At 66.0% G+C, this 20,703-nt stretch carries 15 protein-coding genes; 4 read left to right on the forward strand and 11 right to left on the reverse strand.

Annotated elements, in window-relative coordinates; all coding sequences use genetic code 11:
* Nucleotides 1–114 precede the first annotated feature (114 nt).
* Nucleotides 115–2,904, reverse strand: coding sequence for an immune inhibitor A domain-containing protein (locus AB0J06_RS11555; protein WP_357427312.1), 2,790 nt, complete (start codon nt 2,902–2,904; stop codon nt 115–117).
* Nucleotides 2,905–3,143: 239 nt separating this feature from the next.
* On the reverse strand, nt 3,144–5,105 hold the full coding sequence (acs, locus tag AB0J06_RS11560) for an acetate--CoA ligase (RefSeq protein WP_357427314.1): 1,962 nt from the start codon (nt 5,103–5,105) through the stop codon (nt 3,144–3,146).
* Nucleotides 5,106–5,407: 302 nt separating this feature from the next.
* Between acs and AB0J06_RS11565 the strand changes: the two genes are divergently transcribed.
* Nucleotides 5,408–6,154 carry an oxidoreductase gene (locus AB0J06_RS11565; protein WP_357427316.1) on the forward strand — a complete coding sequence of 249 codons (747 nt, stop codon included), beginning with the start codon at nt 5,408–5,410 and terminating at the stop codon, nt 6,152–6,154.
* A gap of 541 nt (nt 6,155–6,695) precedes the next feature.
* On the opposite strand, the gene AB0J06_RS11570 is transcribed toward AB0J06_RS11565, so the two are convergent.
* Both AB0J06_RS11570 and AB0J06_RS11575 read right to left on the reverse strand, forming a co-directional pair.
* Nucleotides 6,696–7,496: an HAD-IB family hydrolase gene (locus AB0J06_RS11570; RefSeq protein WP_357427318.1), complete on the reverse strand. Its 801-nt coding sequence runs from the start codon at nt 7,494–7,496 to the stop codon at nt 6,696–6,698.
* Nucleotides 7,497–7,698: 202 nt separating this feature from the next.
* The gene (locus tag AB0J06_RS11575) at nt 7,699–8,226 is read right to left on the reverse strand and encodes a tyrosine-type recombinase/integrase (protein ID WP_357427320.1); all 528 of its coding nucleotides are present in this window, start codon (nt 8,224–8,226) and stop codon (nt 7,699–7,701) included.
* Nucleotides 8,227–9,370: 1,144 nt separating this feature from the next.
* On the opposite strand from AB0J06_RS11575, the gene AB0J06_RS11580 reads away from it, so the two are divergent.
* Nucleotides 9,371–9,817, forward strand: a complete 447-nt coding sequence (locus AB0J06_RS11580; protein WP_357427322.1) for a hypothetical protein — start codon at nt 9,371–9,373, stop codon at nt 9,815–9,817.
* 643 nt (nt 9,818–10,460) lie between these two features.
* Here AB0J06_RS11580 and AB0J06_RS11585 read toward each other — a convergent pair.
* The 5 genes from AB0J06_RS11585 to AB0J06_RS11605 all read right to left on the reverse strand — a co-directional run bounded on the left by AB0J06_RS11585 (nt 10,461) and on the right by AB0J06_RS11605 (nt 17,668).
* On the reverse strand, nt 10,461–11,255 hold the full coding sequence (locus AB0J06_RS11585) for a hypothetical protein (protein ID WP_357427324.1): 795 nt from the start codon (nt 11,253–11,255) through the stop codon (nt 10,461–10,463).
* A gap of 11 nt (nt 11,256–11,266) precedes the next feature.
* Nucleotides 11,267–11,743: a hypothetical protein gene (locus AB0J06_RS11590; protein ID WP_357427326.1), complete on the reverse strand. Its 477-nt coding sequence runs from the start codon at nt 11,741–11,743 to the stop codon at nt 11,267–11,269.
* 453 nt (nt 11,744–12,196) lie between these two features.
* A complete protein-coding gene (locus AB0J06_RS11595; protein WP_357427328.1) occupies nt 12,197–13,675 on the reverse strand; it encodes a class I SAM-dependent DNA methyltransferase in 1,479 nt (492 codons plus the stop codon).
* Nucleotides 13,668–14,909 (reverse strand): restriction endonuclease subunit S, encoded by a 1,242-nt coding sequence (locus AB0J06_RS11600; RefSeq protein WP_357427330.1) that lies wholly within the window; start codon nt 14,907–14,909, stop codon nt 13,668–13,670. Before AB0J06_RS11600 ends, AB0J06_RS11595 begins: the two co-directional genes overlap by 8 nt.
* Nucleotides 14,906–17,668: a DEAD/DEAH box helicase family protein gene (locus AB0J06_RS11605; RefSeq protein WP_357427332.1), complete on the reverse strand. Its 2,763-nt coding sequence runs from the start codon at nt 17,666–17,668 to the stop codon at nt 14,906–14,908. Before AB0J06_RS11605 ends, AB0J06_RS11600 begins: the two co-directional genes overlap by 4 nt.
* Before the next feature lie 217 nt (nt 17,669–17,885).
* Between AB0J06_RS11605 and AB0J06_RS11610 the strand changes: the two genes are divergently transcribed.
* On the forward strand, nt 17,886–18,404 hold the full coding sequence (locus tag AB0J06_RS11610; protein ID WP_357427334.1) for a hypothetical protein: 519 nt from the start codon (nt 17,886–17,888) through the stop codon (nt 18,402–18,404).
* A 168-nt stretch (nt 18,405–18,572) separates the two neighbouring features.
* On the opposite strand, the gene AB0J06_RS11615 is transcribed toward AB0J06_RS11610, so the two are convergent.
* Complete coding sequence (locus AB0J06_RS11615) at nt 18,573–18,800, reverse strand: hypothetical protein (protein WP_357427336.1); 228 nt, start codon at nt 18,798–18,800, stop codon at nt 18,573–18,575.
* A gap of 131 nt (nt 18,801–18,931) precedes the next feature.
* On the opposite strand from AB0J06_RS11615, the gene AB0J06_RS11620 reads away from it, so the two are divergent.
* Complete coding sequence (locus AB0J06_RS11620) at nt 18,932–19,531, forward strand: helix-turn-helix transcriptional regulator (RefSeq protein ID WP_357427338.1); 600 nt, start codon at nt 18,932–18,934, stop codon at nt 19,529–19,531.
* Between the two features lie 285 nt (nt 19,532–19,816).
* Here AB0J06_RS11620 and AB0J06_RS11625 read toward each other — a convergent pair whose 3' ends face one another.
* Nucleotides 19,817–20,635 (reverse strand): hypothetical protein, encoded by an 819-nt coding sequence (locus AB0J06_RS11625; RefSeq protein ID WP_357427340.1) that lies wholly within the window; start codon nt 20,633–20,635, stop codon nt 19,817–19,819.
* Between the last annotated feature and the right edge of the window lie 68 nt (nt 20,636–20,703).

Consider the following 20,703-nt stretch of genomic DNA (forward strand, 5'->3'; position numbering starts at 1 on the left):
CCGACCGTCACGAACCCGCCCGGCTTCGCCGAGCTCATCCTCCCCGGGTTCGTCCTCGGCAGCGTCTCGATGGCCTACATCGCCCGGCTCGCCCGTCACTCGTGTCGCGCTACGTCAGCTCTTGGCCGGGGTGACCCGCACCGTGGCGTACGAGTTGTCGCCGGCGGTGCTCACGATCCGCATCGTGACGCCGTAGCTCACGCCCGCGTCGCCGGGATTTCCGGAGCCGAGGACGGTGAAGCCGAGGTCGGTGCCGTAGACGCCCCGGGCCGGGGTGCCGTCGGCGTTGACCGCCCGGGTGCTGTACGGCGCGTTCCCCCGCGACGGGACGACCACCGAGGCGTCGTTGTCACGGGCGAAGAACTGCGACCCGCGGACCTCGATCCCCGGAGTCCAGCCCTTCGCGTCGGTGAAGGCGTACGTCGCCGGCTGCGGACCGAACTTCGTGCAGTACTCGCTGTACGGCTCGTCGGGCGCCTCGAAGCACTCCTGGAACCCGTAGCTCGGGTGGAGCGTGAACGCGGCGTTCGACGACTGGGGCCGGCTGGGAATGTTGTCCAACGTGGACGGATCCTTCGCCGCGGCCTCACCCTGCCGGCGGAACGGATCGAAGTGCGAGTCCACGATGAGTAGCCCGCCCTTCGCCCCGTAGCTCGGCGTCGAGGTGAGGTTGGCGGTGACGTGGTTGACGTCGCCGAACGCGGTGTCCCGGTACCAGACCAGCATGCCGGGGGCGTTGTACTTGACCTTCTCCACCTTCCACGCGTCCCGCGAGTACGTGGTGTCGTAGGTGTACTTCAGCCCCTCGTCGAAGCCGTCGAAGTTGCGCCACTCGGCCAGGTAGTAGTGCGCCCGCACCTGGGTGCCCGAGTCGATGTGCCAGCCCGCGCCGGACGTGTCGGTCCAGGTGCCGCCGGTCGCGGTCCAGCCGTTGGCGCCACCCTCCACGTCGTCGCTCCACGTGGTCGCGCCGGCACCGGTCACCGAGAAGTCGTCGGAGAACCAGCCGCGCTCCAGGAAGCCGGCGTCGCTGGCGTAGCGGAGCCGCACCGTGACGGTGCTGCCGGCGTACGCGCCGAGGTCGACGTAGTCGTGCCGCCAGCCGTGGGTGTCACCGGTCAGGCCGTACTTCTTGTTGCCGAAGTCGGCCAGCCGCCCATTCGGGTCGGGGTAGTCGTCATCGGTGGAGACCACGTTGCCGGCCTCGTCGTGGACCTTGAGCTCGGTCCAGTTGGCCCCGCCGTTGGTCGACACCTCGACGAAGCCGAAGTCCCAGCCGTCCTCGATGACGTAGTTGTTCCACATCCAGAACTTGGCGTCAGCCGCGGCCGGCACCGTCACCTGACGCGTGAGCTTGACGTCGGCCCAGTCCTGGTCGGCGCCGCTGTACCACATGTTGCCACCGCTGTGCGGCTCCCCGAGCGTGATCACCTTGTTGGGCAGGTCGACCTTGATGCCGTCCTGGGTGCCCTTCGGGGTGCGCGAGGTCTGCCCCAGCTTGACCGTCCGCGGGTCGCTGTTCGGGGCGAGCGTCAGCGGGTTGGCCCAGCCGAGCACCCACTTGTCCCAGAGCCCCATGTGCGTCGGCAGCGACTGGAAGATCGGCCCGGCGTGTGAGCCGGACGACATGAGGTCCCAGAAGTCGACGTCGCTGTCGCCGCCGCCGGAGGTGTCGTAGAGGTCGGGCAGGCCCAGGTCGTGACCGTACTCGTGGGCGAAGACCCCGACGCCGGAGTCCTCGGGCTGCACGATGTAGTTGGACACCTTCACGCTGGTGCCGGGGACCGTGTAGCCGCCGGCGACCGCCGACGAGTGCGCCCAGATCGAGTAGACGCCCTGCGCGCCACCGCCGCCGGACTTGTCCTCACCGGCGTGCACCAGCACCAGGTGGTCGATCACGCCGTCGGGCTCGAAGAAGTTGCCGTCTCCGTCGCGGTCGCCCTGGTCCTCGATGTCGTAGTCGGCCCACGGGAAGTTCGGGTTCATCGCCGCGAGGGTGTCGACCGCGTCCGTCGCCAGCTTGCCGGCGCCGAGCGGGTTGGCCGGGTGGCCCGTCATCGCCTGCTCCGCCGGGGCGACCCAGTTGCCGTCCGCGTCCTGGAAGCAGCGCGACGCGCCGTACCAGCCCTCGGAGTGCGGCACCTTCACCCACGGGGTGGCCTGTCCGTCCACCGTGTACGCGCCCTTGGACATTTCCAGGTACATGTTGTGCATCGTCTTGCGGGCCATGCTGATGCCCGGCTTGCCGTCCGGCCCCGTCAGGTCGGTGCGGACGCGCTCGGTGATGCCCTGCTTGGTGTAGAGCATCTTGTTGAAGTGCTCGGAGGAGAAGTCCGGCACCCACATGGTGTTGTTGTCGGCGTGCGGCAGGGTCGCCGGGTTGGGGATGTTGTTGTGCAGCGGCCCGTTCTGCACCGTGCCGGGCACGCACGTGCGGTCCTCGAACACCGTCGAGGGGACCATGCTGCCGGTGAAGTCGTCGTTGGCCTTGTCGTTGAACTCGACGAGGACCGTCAGGAGCTTCGCCACCTGCGTGGTCTTCGCCTGCTTGATCTCGCGCGGGCTCTTGCCGGTCTTGATGGACTTCGCCTCGAGCTTGGCGAGCTCCTTCGCGGTCAGCGGGTTACCGCGCGCGAACTTGCGGTCGTACGCCTTTGTCCGCTCGACGGCGGATCCGTAGATCCCGCCCTTGCCCTTGACCTCCTTGCCATGGGTGTCGGGCTGCACCGCGGGCTCGGCGTAGTTGATGTAGTACTCGTCCGAGCCGATCGAGGCGCGGATCGGGTCACTTCTCTCGGCGGCGGCGCTGCCCGGCACGGTCAGTGTCGTGGCCGCGAGCGCAAGCGCGGGTACGGCGACGAGTAGGCGTCGGCGTGGGCCGCTTCGGGGGATGCCGGATTTCATCCCACTCCATTCCTGGCGCATGGGGGAAAGATTTGGCTGTCCTCGCCACTAACGCGCAAGTTTTCAGCCATCGATCGGCAACTTAATTCACAAACTTGTCGCTGGGCAAGAGCTGAAGGGCGGACATCTGACCGAACGGGTGAGGTGGAAGATCCGTCGGGATTTCGGGTGTGTGACACAAAAGACGATGGGTGACGGTCCGGCATGGACCGCCACCCATCGGGACGTACGCGAGATTGTCAGTCTTCGGACTTGCCCGACTGCATCCCGGAGGAGATGAGGTCCATCACCGCGGAGTCCTGGAGCGTGGTGACATCGCCCAGTGACCGGTTCTCGGCGACGTCGCGGAGCAGTCGCCGCATGATCTTGCCGGAACGGGTCTTCGGCAGCTCCGGCACGAGCATGATCTGGCGGGGCTTGGCGATCGGGCCGAGCGTCTTGGCGACGTGGTTGCGCAACTCCTGGATGAGCCTCTCGCCCGCCTCGCCGCCGACCTCCACATTGCCGCGCGGAATGGCGAACGCGACGATGGCCTGACCGGTGGTCGGATCGGTCGCGCCGACCACGGCCGCCTCCGCGACCGACGGGTGCGAGACCAGCGCCGACTCCACCTCCGTCGTGGAGATGTTGTGCCCGGACACCAGCATCACGTCGTCCACCCGGCCGAGGAGCCACAGGTGCCCGTCGGCGTCCTTCTTCGCGCCGTCCCCCGCGAAGTACATCTTGTCGAAACGCGACCAGTAGGTCTCGACGAAGCGCTTGTCGTCACCCCAGATCGTGCGCAGCATCGACGGCCACGGCTCGCGCAGCACCAGATAGCCGCCGCCGCCGTTCGGCACCGAGTTGCCCTGTTCGTCGACGACATCCGCGTTGATCCCGGGCAGCGGCGACATCGCGCTGCCCGGCTTGGTCGCGGTGACCCCCGGCAGTGGCGAGATCATGATGGCTCCGGTCTCGGTCTGCCACCAGGTGTCCACGACCGGGCAGCGGTCCTGTCCGATGTGCTTGCGGTACCACATCCAGGCCTCGGGGTTGATCGGCTCTCCGACGCTGCCGAGAATGCGCAGCGACGACAGGTCGTACCCGGCCGGAATGTCGTCGCCCCACTTCATCATCGTGCGGATCAGCGTGGGCGCGGTGTAGAGGATGGTCACCTTGTACTTGTCGACCAGCTCCCAGAACCGGCCCTTGTGCGGCGTGTCCGGCGTGCCCTCGTACATGAGCTGGGTCGCGCCGTTGGAGAGCGGGCCGTAGACGATGTAGGAGTGCCCGGTCACCCAGCCGATGTCGGCCGTGCACCAGTAGACGTCGGTCTCGGGCTTGAGGTCGAAGACCGCGTGGTGGGTGTAGGACGACTGGGTCAGGTAGCCGCCGGTGGTGTGCAGAATGCCCTTGGGCTTGGCCGTGGTGCCGCTCGTGTAGAGGATGAACAGCGGCTGCTCGGCGTCGAACGGCTGCGCCTCGTGCTCCGGGCTCGCCGTCTCGACCGTCTCGTGCCACCACAGGTCCTTCTCGCCCCAGGCGATGTCCTGGCCGGTGCGGCGTACGACGAGCACGTGCTCGACCGACGGGGAGAGCGCGACGGCCTCGTCGACCGTCGGCTTCAACGCCGACGGCTTACCCCGCCGGTAGCCGCCGTCCGCGGTGATGACCACCTTGGCGCTGGCGTCCTGGAGCCGACCGGAGAGCGCGTCGACGGAGAAGCCGCCGAAGACGACGTTGTGGGTCGCGCCGATCCGGGCGCAGGCGAGCATCGCCACCGCCGCCTCGGGAATCATCGGCAGGTAGATGGCGACCCGGTCGCCGGGCACCACCCCGAGGTCGGTGAGCGCGTTCGCCGCCTGGCTGGTCAGTCGCTGCAGGTCCGCGTACGTGATGGTGCGGGTGTCACCCGGTTCGCCCTCCCAGTGGATGGCGACCTTGTCCCCGCGGCCGGCGACCACGTGTCGGTCGACGCAGTTGTAGGCGACGTTCAACTGCCCGCCCACGAACCACTTGGCGAACGGAGGGTTGGACCAGTCGAGCACCTGGTCCCATTCCCGCGCCCAGTCGAGTCGCCGCGCCTGCTGCTCCCAGAAGGCGAGCCGGTCCGCTGTGGCCTCCTCGTAGGCGGCGGCCGTGACGTTGGCGGCAGCGGCGAGCTCGGCCGGCGGCTCGAACTGCCGGGTCTCCCGCAGCAGGTTCTCCAAGGTCTCGCTCATGGGTGGAACTCCTCGCGTCGCGGGTGAGGTGCGTCTCGGTAGGAGGTTAGTGGCGGTCCGTGTCCGGTGCGAGGCGTGGTCCGACCAGGGGTGCGACAACGCGCCCAATGGCCCGTGCCGCGCGCCGGCCGGTCTGCCGACGGTGGCGGACGTGCCGGCCGGCCTGCACGGCAGCTGCAGCATTGCCGCTCACTCCTGCGCGGATCATGCCATTTCCGCACCCGATCGCGCAGCCCCTGGGTAGTACCTCGTGATCCTCGGGTGCCGCCGACCTGCTGACGGCCGGGCATTAGCGTGAACCCGTGACCACGGACCCACTTGCCCCCCTGCTCAACCTCACCGACATCGCCACGTCGGTCGAGCACGCCCGCGAGCGGGTCGACCAGGCGTTGCGGCACCGCGCACTGCGCCGGCACGGCGGCCAGGTCGTGGCCGAGGTCAGCCTCCGGTCCGCCGTGGCCAGCGCCGCGCTCGAGGGGTACGTGCACGAGCGCGAAGCGGTCCGCGGCGGCACGGTCACGGACCCCGTTCTGCAGGGCGCGCTCCGCATCGCCGGGGCGCTTCCCGGTTTCGTCGACGTGTGGCAGAAGGCGCCGCGCCAGGTGCTCGCGAAGCTGCACGTGCTGGCGGCCCGCGGGGTGGTCCCCGACGACGTGCTCGGCCGGCCGAGCGCCGACGTGGGGGTCGCGGCCCGGATCGACGGCCTGGCGACCCTCATCGCGGGCGGCACAGGCGTCTCCCCACTGGTGCTCGCGGCCGTGGTGCACGGTGAACTGCTCGCGCTGCGCCCCTTCCCCGGGCCGTCCGGCGTGGTCGCCCGCGCGGCGGCGCGCCTCACCCTCCTGTCGACCGGGTTCGACCCGCGCGGCCTGCTCGCGGTGGACGTCGGGCACCAGGAGCGAGAGCCGGAGTACCTCGGAGCGGCCGGCGCCTACGCCACCGGGACGCCGGACGGGGTGCGGTCGTGGCTGCGCCACTACGCGGCGGCCATCGAGGTCGGCGCCGATCAACTCACGACGATCGGCGACGAAGTCCTCGCAACCGCCTGACCCCCGCCCTCGCCGTCCCCCCGCCCGCCGTCCCCCCGCAGGCCCGCCTCGTCGATCAAGGGCATATTCACATCAAAAGATCTCCGATCGTGTGAATACGCCCTTGATCGACGCGAAGGCCCTTGATCGACGAGGCGCGCCGGGCGGCGGGCGGGCTGCGGGCGGGCTGTGGGACGGGCGGCGGGGGCGCTGGCCTACCGCGTCAGGAGCCGGATCGGGGTCGGGTCGGAGATTCGCCGGCCCGCACATGGACGGCGCCTCACGGAGGAGGCGCCGTCATCACACGTCCGGCCGGGTTACCAAGCGTGCACCTTGATCTCGTTATCAGCGGCCCTCGCGGTGCCGCCGCAACGTGCCTGCCGTGGCTGGTCGCGCGTGGGTGCCCGGTGGCCGTGCACGGAGCCCGTTTGGGCGGGGTCCGCACCACTGTTTGTACGCCCCTTCGCCGTCGGGCACTAGGGCTATCGCGGAATTTGCGGCTACTGGACGTATATGCGGCTTTTGAGATAGTCGGCAGATGGCGGAGGCGCTGCTCGACCAGTCAGGCGGGGGAGGTGCGGGTTCGTCGGTGCCGCCCGTACCACGCGATCCCGATCGCGACCCCCACGCCGACCCCGAGCGCGGCCGCGGCGACCGGGACGGCCGGGCGTTCGCGCAGACGCCGGCCGAGCGGGATCGGGTGGCGGAACTCCAACACCGGCCAGGCGTTCTCCGTGGCGATCTTGCGCAGCGCCCGGTCCGGATTGACCGCGGTGGGATGCCCGACGCACTCCAGCAGGGGAATGTCCGTGGAGGAGTCCGAGTACGCGTAGCAGTTGGCGAGGTCGTAGCCACGCGCCTCGGCCAGCTCCGCGACCGCCTCGACCTTGCTCGGCCCGGCCGCGTAGAACTCGACCGCGCCGCTGTAGCGCCCGTCCTCGATCGTCATCCTGGTCGCGATCACGTCGCTGACCCCGAGCAGCTCGCCGATCGGCCGCACCATCTCGTCGCCCGACGCGCTGACCAGGACGACGTCCCGCCCCGCGGCCTGGTGCTCCTCGATCAGCGCAGCCGCCTCGGCGTACACGTATGGGTTGATCAGCTCGTGCAGGGTCTCCGCGACGATCTGACGGACCTGTTCGACCTGCCAACCCTTGCACAGCGTCGCAAGATAGTCGCGCGTGCGGGTCATGGTCTGCTCGTCGGTGCCGCCCAGTCGGAACATCAATTGGGCGTACGCGGACTTGACCACGTCTCGTCGCGTGATGAGGCCGTCGCGATAGAACGGCCGACCGAACGCCAGGGCGCTTGACTTGGCGATGACGGTCTTATCGAGATCGAAAAAGGCGGCGCTTCGGCCCACGGCGGGCCAGTCTAGTCGGATGGTCTATGGTCGGCGGGTACGTGGGGTCACAGCGACCGCTTCGGCGAGCCGCTTGATCCTGATCAGCCGGTCAGTGAAACGACGTGTCGTCTCGCAGTCGCATCGGCGCGTCATGCGAGTTGGGGCAAACGCCACTCGACGCGCACGGGTCGACTCAGGCATGCTTAGTTGCGACACGGTTTCATTTCCGTGGTCGGCACGTCCGGCAGGCCCTCGGCGGTTGCACCCCCCGTGACCGCTGAGTGGGTTCGGCTCGACCCCCCCGGAGCCGAACCCCAGACGACCCCCGCCTCCCCCCGGCGGGGGTCGTCGCTCTTTCCGGGCAAGCGCTCCCACCCTGGTCAGAGCGCATCTTCGCCCCGTTCGGGTCACCGTCGGTGTCTGATTCGCCCCGCAGAGGCAGCAGAGAGGCAGCAGGGTCGGCGAAGGCAGCAAGTACCCGGTCGGCGTAGTCATCCGGCGTGTGGGTGTACCGGTTGAGCGTCGTTGACGCCTGCTCATGGCCCATGACCCGCTGCACCAGGTTGATCGGCACACCGTCTGTCACCAGCCACGTCGCGTATGAATGGCGAAGATTGTGGAACCGCATGCCGCCGACCGCCTTGCCCGCGACACAGGCGACCGCCTCCCGCTCGGTGGTGAACTCCGCCGACCAGTTGGACGCCGCTATGCGCGAGGTAACCCGGCCGAGTGCGGATGGAGACAACATCGCGGCTTACTGCATGCCTGCATACATCGGTGTGCAAGCTGCGACCTGCTGGGTACATCTGAATGCACCACGCCGAGCGGTTCCGGTGTTCGAGAAGGCCCTTGCGACGCTGCCGGTATTCATGCGCCGCGACCAAGGTCTCTGCCTCACCCGCCTGGCAACGGCTCACGCTTCCCTAGGCGACAGGGCTAGCGTGCGCCGCGTGGGCCACCAGGCTGACACTCGGCCTAGTAACCAGAACTACGGTCGAGACGATCTGTGGTCGCTTGCGCTTCTCACCAGCCGGGCGACCTTCAACAGGTTCCAGGCTCGGTAGTGGGCGCCTTGGTCGTGATGCCAAAGTTCGGACCGGACGCGGCGCTGAAGCTCCGCAACGGTGACGTCCAGGAGTTGGCTCTGCTCCGGAGCCAGGTCCTCACCTGACGACAGCACGGCGACGACGAGGTTCTCGACGGTGGTGGCGGTCTCGTCAGATGACCCCGTCAAGGCGGGAAGGCGGTCGCGACTCCAACGCCTCAGCGCGTAGAGGGCCGCCGGCCTGGCCGCGCCGTACCAATTTCGCGGATAGCCATTCGGGTTCTGCTCGTCAACGGGAGGGACCCGTTGCCCGCGTTGCTTGGCCTGCCGACGCCTGCGGGCGTAGTCCCGCATGTCGGCATGCCACCCGGCGCGGCTCGCCGCTAGTGCGTCAAGCGCCCTCAGGAGAGCGTCCTCATCCTGCTGGTATGGCCCAGCCATCTCCTCCAGGAAACCCAACGTCGCGTGGAATCCGATTGGCCTGTAGAGCTGAACGCAGGACCGTAGGGCGGACACTCTCCGGCCGTAGGGCAGCGACCTGTCGCGGACCTTGCGCGCGTAGGTGCCGAAACTCACGGAGCGAGATTAGCCGCAGGCGTAAAGCATGTGGTGGGACGCGAGTGTCAAGCATCCCCCGTGACAGGACACGGCCGGCCGCCGGCATGTCGGGTCTCAGGACGTCCGTGACAGATCAGTCTCGGGACGTGGGTGACACGGCCGGCTAGACGATCTCCCCTTCGGTCCGCCGTAGGTGCGATGATGCCCTTCGCCTGTATGAGCTGCGGGTGGCGGGATCGGAGGGGGCGCGGCAGTGAGGTATGTCAGCGTTGAGCGGACCAGCGACGGCATGGCTCTGGATCCCGAGGCATACCTCCGGCAGTTCCCGTCGCTTGCTGACTCGTTGCCCGAGGGAGCACGCAGGTTCGCTACGGACCCCGGCCACTACGACTTTTTCGGTCAGCGGTGCGTCAAGGACCTGAAGCCCGCGCGACTGACGTCCGGGGAGACGGAGGGAAGCCGCTGGCTTGAGTTGTACCTGCGGCACAACTGTTGGAAGCACGAGGAAGACCTGACGATCCGCTACCGCGGCGTGCAGAGCCTGACGATTGAGCCGGCCGACCAAGGGCTGAACGTGGCCCAGCTCCAGGACGTGATGCTGGACGAAGTGCTGCCGCACGAACACGGGTGCCGACACGAAATCGTTTGTCTCTCCGGAAGGCTGATCGTGACGAGCCAGGACCTGGCCGCAACCTGGCTGCACGCCGACTGTCCGGAGCGTGAGCCGAGTCAGTGAGCCGGCTCCGATGTCCTTTCTGCGGTCACGGAGCTCCACCGCTCGCTGTTGCCAACCTCGGCGGAGTGTCTACGCAGGTCCTGATACCGATCTGTCACGCAGGTCCCGAGACCGGACAGGCCGGCCGCCGGCAGGTTGTTCAAAGTTTCTGTACGTCTTCAAGGCGGCCCTGAACGGGCCGCACGCGCCGCCGCCTGGGCGCGCGCCGGCCGCTGCCGCTGTCGCTCTGCGGCCGTCACGCCTGATGCCCGGCGGCTGGCGCGGAGAGCGGGAAGCCCAGAGGGCCGCCGCAGAACGACAGGCCGTTGAGTGGGCAGCTGGTGGGCCGGCCGGGGCGCGGCGGCCGTCGCACCGCCGCGCCGTAGGGCGAGTCACCGCCGGCCGTGGTGGGGTTGCGGCGCGGAGTGTGCGGGGGCGCCCCTCCAAGGTCAAGGGCGCTTCGCGTCGCTACGCGACGGCCCTGCGGGCCGCCCTTGACCCCGGAGCCTCTGCGACCCCTCAGGCCGGCTGTTGCCGGCAGGCCAGGGGCCTGCCTGGGTGTGCCCCGCGCCGCAACCCCACCACGGCCTCGTCGGCGAGGAGCAAACCTGGCCCGCTTCGTCAAGACCGCCTTGACAGCGAACGTTCCAGAGCGTCCCTGTGCTTACCTCTGTAACGCCGCGCGCGGCGGCGGCACTAGCTTGTCAAGTTGTCGCTCCAGACTCAGCGGATCCGCGAAAAACTCCACATCACCCACCTGGGCCAGTTCGCTCACGATCTCAGTCGGCCAGTCCGCCCGAGCGCCATCGAGAGCCGCGATCCGGTTCTCCTTAGGCACATCCGACAGGTCGAAGATGTAGTAGCAGTGCTCTGCCGCTTGGTCGCGATCTCGTGAGCTGACTGCCTGGATATAGGCAGAGCGATCGTGGCTAGAAACACGAAGCGTGACCTGACGCTTTCGGCCGGATCGTAGAGCCAACGGGGCCTCCCGCTGAACATGGCGACTGCCCTGTGCCCAGCTCTTGACACGATCCACTACGCGGTCAGGGAATCTAGTTAGAGTCTGGCGGACCGCGAGCCAGCGGAGTTGCTCCGTGCGCATGGACGCCTGAGCAACATCCAGCACCATCCGTCCGAGTTCTTCAGCAACCCCGAAGGTCGCAAGCTCCCCCGGCGCAGCATTGACTCCGCTGAGGCCAGCGCTTCGCGCAGCCTCCGCAAATGCCTCAGCGGGACGCCCAGCGCCCACGTTGACGCCTGTCATGGCGAGCTGAGTGGCAGCAACGGCTCGGTCTGATACCCGGAACCCAGATCCCATGGGCTCTACCAGGATCCGGACCACGTCGCCGTCGCCGTACGTCAGCGGTAGGTCCACCAGGAGCCCGTCGCCGTAGGGCCGGACGACAGTCTGGTCGTTGATCGTGCGTAGGATCGCGCCCACGGTGGCTGCTGAGTCCATGGTTCCCCTCCTCACGGCTCTGACCAGGTGAAATCGGACGCCATCTCAATGAAGCACTCGTTCGCGAACGCTTCAAGGATCGCACGGTACGTACCCGGAGCGACCCTGGGTTGAAGCGGAACTTCCGGAATATCTGTGGGTTCGTAGGCACCTTCGTCGGACGACCCGGGCTCCACACGGTGCTTGTGGGTGCCGGTGATCGGGCGATGGGGAACGTTGACGCACAGACGACGAGCTGAAAACCTGTCGCGACCAGTGCCGGCGAGGTACTGAAGCTTAGGCTCGCTTGGCGCCAGGGGATTCACCACCAGGCGCAGCATGCATGGACTTAGAACTGCCAGCGCGGTACGAACGCGAACCATGCCTTCCTTGCTGACTCCCCGGTTGGCATTCCAGGTGATACCACCAACCGTGACGGCCTGGGCGAGAGGCGAGAGCAACGCTCCGACGTTCGCGGCGGTGATGAGAGGCGAAGTCTGGCGGCTCATCAGTCCATGCACCTGGCCCTCAAGCCGTAAAGTCGGACCTTCTGTGAACAGGCCATCCGTCGCTCCCTCGGCGGTAGGGGACAGAGCTACCAGAACGTAGGTAGCAGGTTAGTTACGCCGAGCAAATCCTCAACCGTCCGTAAGGGTAGAGATGCCCTCTGACGTTCTCGTATCACGCTGGTCCTTCAGGGCGGATCCCACGCCGTCGGGGGCGTCAATCGGGCAGCGGTAACGGGTGGGCGTCGGTTCGGGCGGGGCGACGAAGACCAAGGTCAGGCCGTCACCAGGCCGTCGGAGGCCGAGCGAGAGCGACCACGACGACCATTGGTAACGACGTCTGCCCAGGTAACAAGGCGTGGCCGGCCCGATGACGAGGCCGGCCGGGGACTCCTTACCTGTAGTTGGTGAACCACGAGGACACTAGTAATCTTCTCGGCCCAGCGACCCGCGCTTCTACCCCCTAGCCCCTGCCTCAAGGGCTACCGCTACAGCCTCAAATTCCGCCAGTGCTGCGGTTAAATCTTCGACGATCTCCCGCGCGATGATCTCGGGTGCCGGAAGATTGTCCGTGTCCTCCAGCGAGTCATCCCGCAGCCAACTGACATCAAGGTTGGCCTTATCGCGCGCAACAAGTTCCTCGTACGTGAAGGACTTGAACCGTTCGGTTTCGGCGCGCTCTGACCGGGGTTTGCCTGGCGCGTAGCAGGAGACGAAGTCGTCGAGGTGCTGGCGGCGCAGTGGGTTCTGCTTCAGGGTGAAGTGTTGGTTGGTGCGGAGGTCGTAGATCCACAGTCTCTCGGTCCACGGGCGCTCGGCAGCTGGCTTCTTGTCGAAGAACAGCACGTTGGCCTTCACGCCCTGCGCGTAGAAGATGCCAGTGGGCAGGCGCAACATGGTGTGCAGGTCGAAGTCACGCAGCATCCGTCGGCGTAGTGTCTCGCCGACGCCGCCCTCGAACAGCACGTTGTCAGGCAGGACGACTGCGGCCCGGCCGTTGATGTTCAGGATCGTGGCGATGTGCTGTAGGAAGTTCAACTGCTTGTTCGCGGTGGTGACGCTGAAGTCCTGCCGCTCGATCTCCCGCTCCTCGCGCGACTCGCGACCGTCCATACCGACCATCGTCAGTGAGGACTTGCGGCCGAAAGGCGGGTTAGACAGCACCACCGAGTACCGGCGGCCTGGGTCGGCGATGAGGGCGTCCTTGACCTCGATCAGGCTCTGGCCGTTGGGAGTACCAATCCCATGCAGCAGTAGGTTCATGGCCGCCAGCCGGGCGGTGCCGTCGACAAGCTCGACGCCGTGGACAAAGGCGTCGCGCAGGTGCTCCCGCTCACTTGGCGTCAGGGTCTCTGCGTGCCGGGAGGCGTACTCGTGGGCGCCGAGCAGGAACCCGCCCGTGCCAGCTGCCGGGTCGACGACCGTATCCCGGACGGTCGGCTGTACGCAGTCGACCATCGCTTGGATTAGCGAGCGCGGGGTGAAGTACTGGCCCGCGCCAGACTTAATGTCCTCGGCGCCCTTGGACAGTAGATCCTCGTACGCGTCGCCCTTAATGTCGGTGCCGGTGGCCGACCAGTTCTCCTTGTCGATCAGGTCGACGATCAGCCGCTTGAGCTTAGCCGGGTCCTGGATCCGGTTCTGCGCCTTGCGAAAGATGGTGCCCAGGGTACCGGGCTGCCGGGCGAGGTCTTCCAGGATGTGCCGGTAGGTGACCTCCAGGTCGTCACCGTCGGCGTCGAGTAGCCGCTGCCACGAGCATTCTGGCGGCACGATGCGCTCCGGCTTGAGTGGACGGGTCTCCCGCTCGTGCGCCATCTTGAGGAACAGCAGGTAGGTCAGCTGCTCGGTGTATTCGATGGTGCCGACGCCGTCGTCGCGGAGCACGTTGCAGTACGACCACAGCTTGTCAACCAAACGGCGTGCATCAGACACCGGCCATCTCCTCCACAATCTCCAAATCACGCGCTCGACCGGTCAAGCGACCGGAGAAAGCGGCGGTAAGGGTAGCCCTTCTCAGTGCGCTAGACCGAATCGTGGATGTTGTGCAGATTTCCGTGAGACGTCTCTGAGCTACCCTGACATGCTCTACACGAGCGCATATTTGAGCCTGTTCGTCCAGAGTTGGGACCGGCAGGACAACGGTCTCCAGGTGCTTCTGATTTACCTTGTAGATCCCGGCAGTCGTCCGGGCCATAGATTCAACCTGCCGTCGCACGACCGGAGAGTTCCAGACCAAGGAGAGAAAACTGGGGTTAGTTCGTTTCGGATCCATGCGGACCCGGATCAAGGTGTCAGGATAGGCGACGGGGTCCGGCTTCTCTTGCACTAAGGCGCCTCGGGCCACGAGCCGAAGGCTGCCGTTGCCACGGGCCACCAGAAAATCACCTTGCTGTACAAGGAATGGCCGCGCCTCATCAAGTGTCCAGGCTCCACCCTTCCGCTCATTTAGATCGACTCGCTCCTGTTGAAGTGCTGTCAGGCGAAGGACGGGAAAGCCGCCTTCTCTGGTGGGCACGGATCGACCGTTCGACAGCGGCTCGGCGAGCACCTCTCGCAGGGTTAGCCTCGGCGAGGAAGCCATCGACTCATCGGCCAACAACGCGGACGTGGTCAACAACTCCGCTCGCGCTCTGGCGGCGTTGATGTAGTCGTTGGCGGCGCCGAGGCGGGAGAGGTGGTCTTCGAGGATGTCGACGATTTGCCGCTGGACGGCCTGCGGTGGCACCGGAATAGGGAGCTTCTCAAGTGCGCGCCGGTTGATCTTCGGTAGAACTGTCCGGGCCTGTTCGCCTGCCGCTCTCCGGGTAAATTCCGGAGTGAGCATCCACCACTTCAGGAATCGAGGATCGAGATCTGTGGCTACTGGATACATGTCTGCGCTGCAGAGTCCATCGAAGTCGGCCACGATAACTTTTGCCAGGTAGGGCCTGATCTTCGAATAGATGACCTGTCCTGTTTGAAACCGATGCTTTGGGCTTTTAACGCCATCGGCAGCAATCGTGCGGAACGGGAGTAGCCGCCCAGTACCACCCTCGATGTGGTTGGGTGCGACATGAGGCGCATCCGGATAGAGGGCTGGGTCAACCAGATGGCTGACGACTCGCGCGACATCTTTGAACGCGGCCCAGCGCCAATCTGATGGCAGCGGCCAAGGCATGCCGATCATGCCCCTAGTCCTGCATTTAGCTGGTCAATGAGGTCGGCTACCTTCGGACCGAGGTCGCGGATGGCGCCGTCGATGCCGCCACGTTCGGTGAAGGGCGCGTTGTCCAGGTCGTCGGGACTCAGCCCGGCCGACACGGCGATTACTTCGACCATCCGGTCCAGCCACCATCTTTCTGCGTCAGTGAAGTTCGCTCCGGCCTGGTCTTGTTGGAGCAGCCACGCAGCGTACCGCTCCCGGACTCGTTCGGCGTAGGGCACAAGCCGGTCGTCTTGGCCGACCGTGAATCGAATCAGAGAGACCAGGTCGGTCAGGGTGTGCCGGTCGCTGTGCCTAACACGGTCCGCTTCCAGGACCTCGTACGCGGACCAGATCAGGTCCGGAGTCCAGTTGCGCGGCGGGCGCGCGATGCGCTCGGCCAGTTCCTTGATGTCGCTGAAGGCGATGCGCCGCTCGCGGGCCTCGGTCAGCAGCTGGATCGCGGTGATCTCGTCGCGGTGCTCATTGAGGTAGACCTGCCAGGAGTCGACGATCGAGCGGGCGCGGGAGGTGTCCACCACCCCGTAGGCGTCGACGAGGGTGTCGACGCTGACTTCGTCGATGATTCGATCGTGGGCCTGGCGCAACTCCAGGATCCGCTGACGTAGCTGCGGGTTAGCGGCCAGTGGTTTCACCGCCGCGTTTATCAAGTTCTGCACGGCAACCGCCGGATCCGCGGCGTGGGCGGTGGCCTTGGCCTGGGTATCGGGGTCCACCGCGTCGACGAGGCCGCGCACGATGTCCCGGACCGGTGTGCCGGCGACATGGTCGAGTTCGGCCTGCTCGGCCGGGGTGAGCTGGAGTTGCAGCGCGGCGAGTCGGGAGGCGAGGGTGGCGGTTTCCGCCTCGGTGATAGTCAGGGCGGCGGCCTTGTCCAGCAGTTGCTTAAGCGAGACGCCCTTCTCTCGATTGAGTGGCGGGTCAACGAAGTCGTGGTCGGTGACGCCCACCGCGTCGACGATGACGAAACGGATTTTCTCGGTCGCGTCGGGGGTGACCGCTTGGAAATCGGCGGGGGCGATGGTGCGAGCTCCACGACCCTTCATCTGCTCGAAGTAGGACGCCGACCGTACGTCGCGCATAAAGAACACGCACTCGAGGGGCTTGACGTCGGTTCCGGTGGCGATCATGTCGACGGTCACCGCGATGCGCAGGCTCGCCGAGGTGCGAAACGCTTGCAGTTGGCCCTTCGGATCCCTGGCGTTGTAGGTGATCTTCGCAGCGAAGTCGTTTCCCTTTCCGAACACCTCCCGCACTGTGGTGACAACCTCTTCAGCGTGGGCGTCGTCCTTGCAGAAGATCAGCGTCTTGGGCACGGTGGTGCGGCCGGGAAAGATTTCGGTGAACAGTTTGTCGCGGAAGGTGTCCAGCACCAGCCGGATCTGCGACTTGGCGGTGACCGCTCTATCCAACTGCTTGCTGGTGTACTCAAGGTCTTCGTCGAGTTCTTCGAGGCGCTGCACGCGGCTGCGTCGGTCAACCTTCGGAACGACTGTTCCGGCCTCGATGCGGGAGCCCTGCTCGCTGATCTGGGTTTTGATCCGATACAGATCGAAGTCGACATTGACGCGGTCGGCGACCGACTGCGGATAGGTGTACTCGGAAACCAAGTTCTGCCGAAAGAAGCCGAAGGTCTGCTTCCCGGGGGTGGCGGTCAGGCCAACGATGTGCCCGTCGAAGTACTCCAGCACGCTCCGCCACACGCCGTAGATCGACCGGTGCGCCTCGTCGACGATCACGAGATCGAACGCCTCGGGCGGGAGGTCCCGGTTGTAGACGACGCTCACCGGGGCATCTGGCACGTAGTCGTCTAGCCCAGGGTCATCGCCCTCGGGAGCGGTGCCGCCGGCCAGCACCCGGTACACCCGTTGAATGGTAGAGATCACGACGTTGGAGCTGCGGAGCATGCCGGTACTTGTAAGCTTGTCGACGTTGTACAGCTCGGTGAACCGGCGTCCATCGTCGGGGGTGCGATAGTTCTGGAACTCGGCCAGAGTCTGGTCGCCGAGGTTGTTGCGGTCGACCAAGAACAGGATCCGGGCGAAGCCGCCGTGCTTGAGCAGCCGATACGCCTGGGTGACCGCCGTGTAGGTCTTGCCGGCGCCAGTGGCCATCTGCACCAGCGACCGGTCGAACCGCTGTTCGGCCAGTGACTGCTCAATACCCTGAATCGCGGTTATCTGGGCGGGCCGCAGCGGAGCGGTATCTAGCGGCGGCAGGTGGCGCACCTTTGCTCGCCAGGTAGGCCGATTCGGTTCTGCCGCGGCATCCCGCAGGATGCGGGCCAGGATGCCCGGCTGGGGAAACGCAAAGATCCGGCGGGCCCGCGGTTGGGGGTCGAACCCGTTGGTAAAGTGGGTCTCCGACCCGCTCGCCTCGAACACGAACGGCAGGCGGCCGTCCACTGTCAGTGCCTTGAGCCGCACCTCCGCTCGGAGGCCCTCGGCGTACTTGGCCGACTGCCACTCCACCCCCGACAACGGCGTGCCCTGGGGCTTCGCCTCGATTACGCCGACGGTCTTCTGATCGACGTAGAGCAGGTAGTCAGCTCGGCCGTGGCCCTTGGCCATCACCGCCTCGCGGACCGCGACGCCCTGGCCGGCGAACAGATTCATCGCCTTGCGATCCTGAACGGTCCAGCCGGCATCCGTCAGCTGGCGGTCAATGATCATGCGCGCGCGCTGCTCCGCCGCCAACCGCCGGTACCCCGAAACCTCGTCCATTTGAAGGGACAGTGTAGGTGGCCGACCAAGATCCGGTACATACCCGGAATGACCGGGATTCGGACCCCCAGTCCTGTTGACATTCCCCTAGCCTTCAAGGTGCGGGTAGTCAGTTTGTTGCTGCCCCCTAATCCGTGTGCCCGCGCAGCTACCGTCTGCACGACCCACCGGCACTCCCTGATCGTGCCCATGGCGAGGTGCTCGTAGAGTCTGCGGAGTGAGTGGCTCTTATCTGGTCGTGCTCGGCGAACGCGACGCCATCTGGTGGGTGCTGCACGAGCAGCGGATGGCCTTCCCCGCCATACGACGAGCCGAGGTGGCGCGACTCGCGCCCGGCGATCGGCTGTTCCTATACGCCACCCGTGGCGCCTGGCACAAACCAACGCGCGACCGGGGCCGCGTCATCGGCACCGCGACCGCCGCAACCGCCGTACGTCGCTTGGACCAACCGATAGAGATCGCCGAGCGTGAGTTCCACTCAGTATGTGATCTGCGCATCGAGGGCGTAGTGCCCTATCCCGGCGGGTTGGAGTTGCAGCCGTTGGTGGACCAGCTGGACGCGTTTCCCAAGCCCCACGCGTGGAGCATTTACCTCCGCCGACCTCTAGTTCGGCTGTCCGATGCCGATCGCGCCATCCTCGACCAAGGCCTTAGCCCAATGCTCACGCCACCCGACCAGGCTTTGCCGACATACCCGCCAACCCGGAGCCCCTTCAAGAGGACCGGCGAGGGCTGAAGGAACGGCAGGAGCGGGCGCGGCTCGCTTCCGGGGGTGCCGGGGAGTCACAGAAAGTCAGCGAACGCCCTGATGCGTGACCGGTGTCAATGGTCACAGCAAGCGGTCGCCGACGGCAGGACCAGAGGGAACGACACCGAGCGGCACTGGCCGACAGCGCCGGCCGGCTCACAGCACCATCACCGCAACAGCCGCCGCCCCGGCGACCGCCGAGGACCAGCGGAGTACCTCCTTGGCGACTCGCACCTCGGTCCTGTCGGTGTCCGACGGGGCCATGTCGTCGTAGAACTCGCGAACTCCTGCGGCGGCATTCCCGACGACCGGCAACGAGTAGATCCCGCCCGTCGGCTTGGCGCGCTCGGCGGGCACGGCGCCGTCGTTCCCGCGGTCGTACATGTCAGTCTCCATCTCCGACCTTTGCAACAAAGGTGACTGGCGGTGTTGCCAGTAGTTGGAGCGTAGATCGGGGAGTGGGTGTGCGCAACTACCTCCAACAAAAAAACTAGTTGTTGGTGTACGGTGAAGGCGTGGACGATGGCGACAGGCAGTTGGACGCCCACCGGCACGCTTCACAGACCCCTCGCTACGACCTAACCGTCGGGCCGGGGCGGGAATCAGACAACCGCCGATTCGGGGAGCTGCTAGAACGTCTGCGATGGAAGGCTGGCATGTCCCGCGCGGATGCGGCGGCCAAACTCGGGTTCTCCTCCGAGTACCTGCGCCTGATCGAAGTTGGCAAGCGCACCCCTGCTCTCGGGCAAGTGCCGAACTTTCTGAATGCGTACGGTGCGAACGCTGCGGTCGAACGGGTCATGCCTGGTGGTGACCAGCCGGACGTGATCGTCATCGACCCGCTCGATGATCAGCCGGTCCTCGTCGAGTTCATAAGCCGGATCCGCGAGGCGCGGCGCATCGCACTCGGCGGCCCTCCGAACGAGGTGGATAGGCAGGTAGACCCGGACCAACCGAAGCGGCGGGCCCATGACCGGCTATCGGCTAGTCGTGCAGTCGAACTCGGTGTGGTGGTCTCTCTGCTTACGCAAGCTGACGACAGCACGCTCCGCAAGATCCGCGAGACGCTTGAGGACGAACTCGGCTACCCCGGTCGAGCAAGCAGTGGAATGTAAGCGTTGTGCGGCCGCCGTCGCCGTCGCATCAAACCGCATGACCGGCACCAGGAGAGCAGCCAAGCGAGCAGCCAAACCAGCGAGCATGAGCGGACGGTCGCGGACGGACATACGCTGCCCGGCACGAGGGCCAGGCGGTGGACCAGCGCCGGGGGACTGACTCGTAATGCGTAGGTCAGCCGGGGAAAACGCGTGGGAGGTAGGGGCCAGCATCCCACTATCCGTAGTTGCCAACGGCATAAGCACCTCAATGGCCGCCCTTCCCGGAGTTGCTGGCGTTCGCAACTAGAGCTTATCGACGTACGCCTGCAGTGATCGTGTGTAAACCTTGCCTACTGAATTGCCTAGGAGCTCGCTGAACATGTTGTTGAAGCGGAGCGTGTCGGTCTTATTGTGCCCCTGCAGGGTCACGCCCACTGACTTCTCGAATTTGCTCGGACTCTGCAACCACTCTAAGTAGATCAGGCCGCTTTCGTAGCCTCCGATATAGTCCCGCGTCAGGTGGTGGTCAACCGCGTCGGACACTTCACCGATGCAGCGAAGCCAACGAAGAACCGATTCATGACTTACGGCCAAGCTCTGAGGGAGAGTCGCCGCAGCCCGACGCGCCCCGAGGACTAGCATCGTATGCTCTGAAAGTTTACGCGCTTCCACGGCGAACTGGTGGGCAACTGCATTCCGTGCTTTGCGAAGGCGGTCTAGCTCCGACTCGGCTTGAAGAAGTGTGCTGGGTGCATCTCCAAACAGCCTCCGGTATTCCGCAATTCTAGATGACCACTCACCCCTGGTGAGTCCTTCGAGTGGCACCTGCTCGACGTTCAGGTTGTACTTCTTGAGGAGTAGGCCGTCAAGTCGTTTGGGGAAGCCTGGCGTGCGGGTCGGATCCGAATTTACGGCCGCAGTGGCGATGCCGAGCAGAAATCGCTCAAATGCTGAGGACATCAGAACCAGCATCGAGAGACGCCGCCACCGTTCGCCGATCTTAGTACGCCGCCTGAGGTCACTAACACTGTGTCCGAGTCGGTTCTTGTATCGGTCGTCGGTTATTCCGAGCGCCTGCTCCGGCTCCATCTGATCAGGTTTGCTCTTGAGCGTGTAGCTCAACAAATCCCCTGCTAGGGTTGCCGCCCAGTAATGGTCGCTGATGGCCGCGCGGTCTTGCCGAAACCTCC

The sequence above is a fragment of the Micromonospora sp. NPDC049679 genome, assembly GCF_040659735.1.
Taxonomy (GTDB): Bacteria; Actinomycetota; Actinomycetes; order Mycobacteriales; family Micromonosporaceae; genus Micromonospora_I.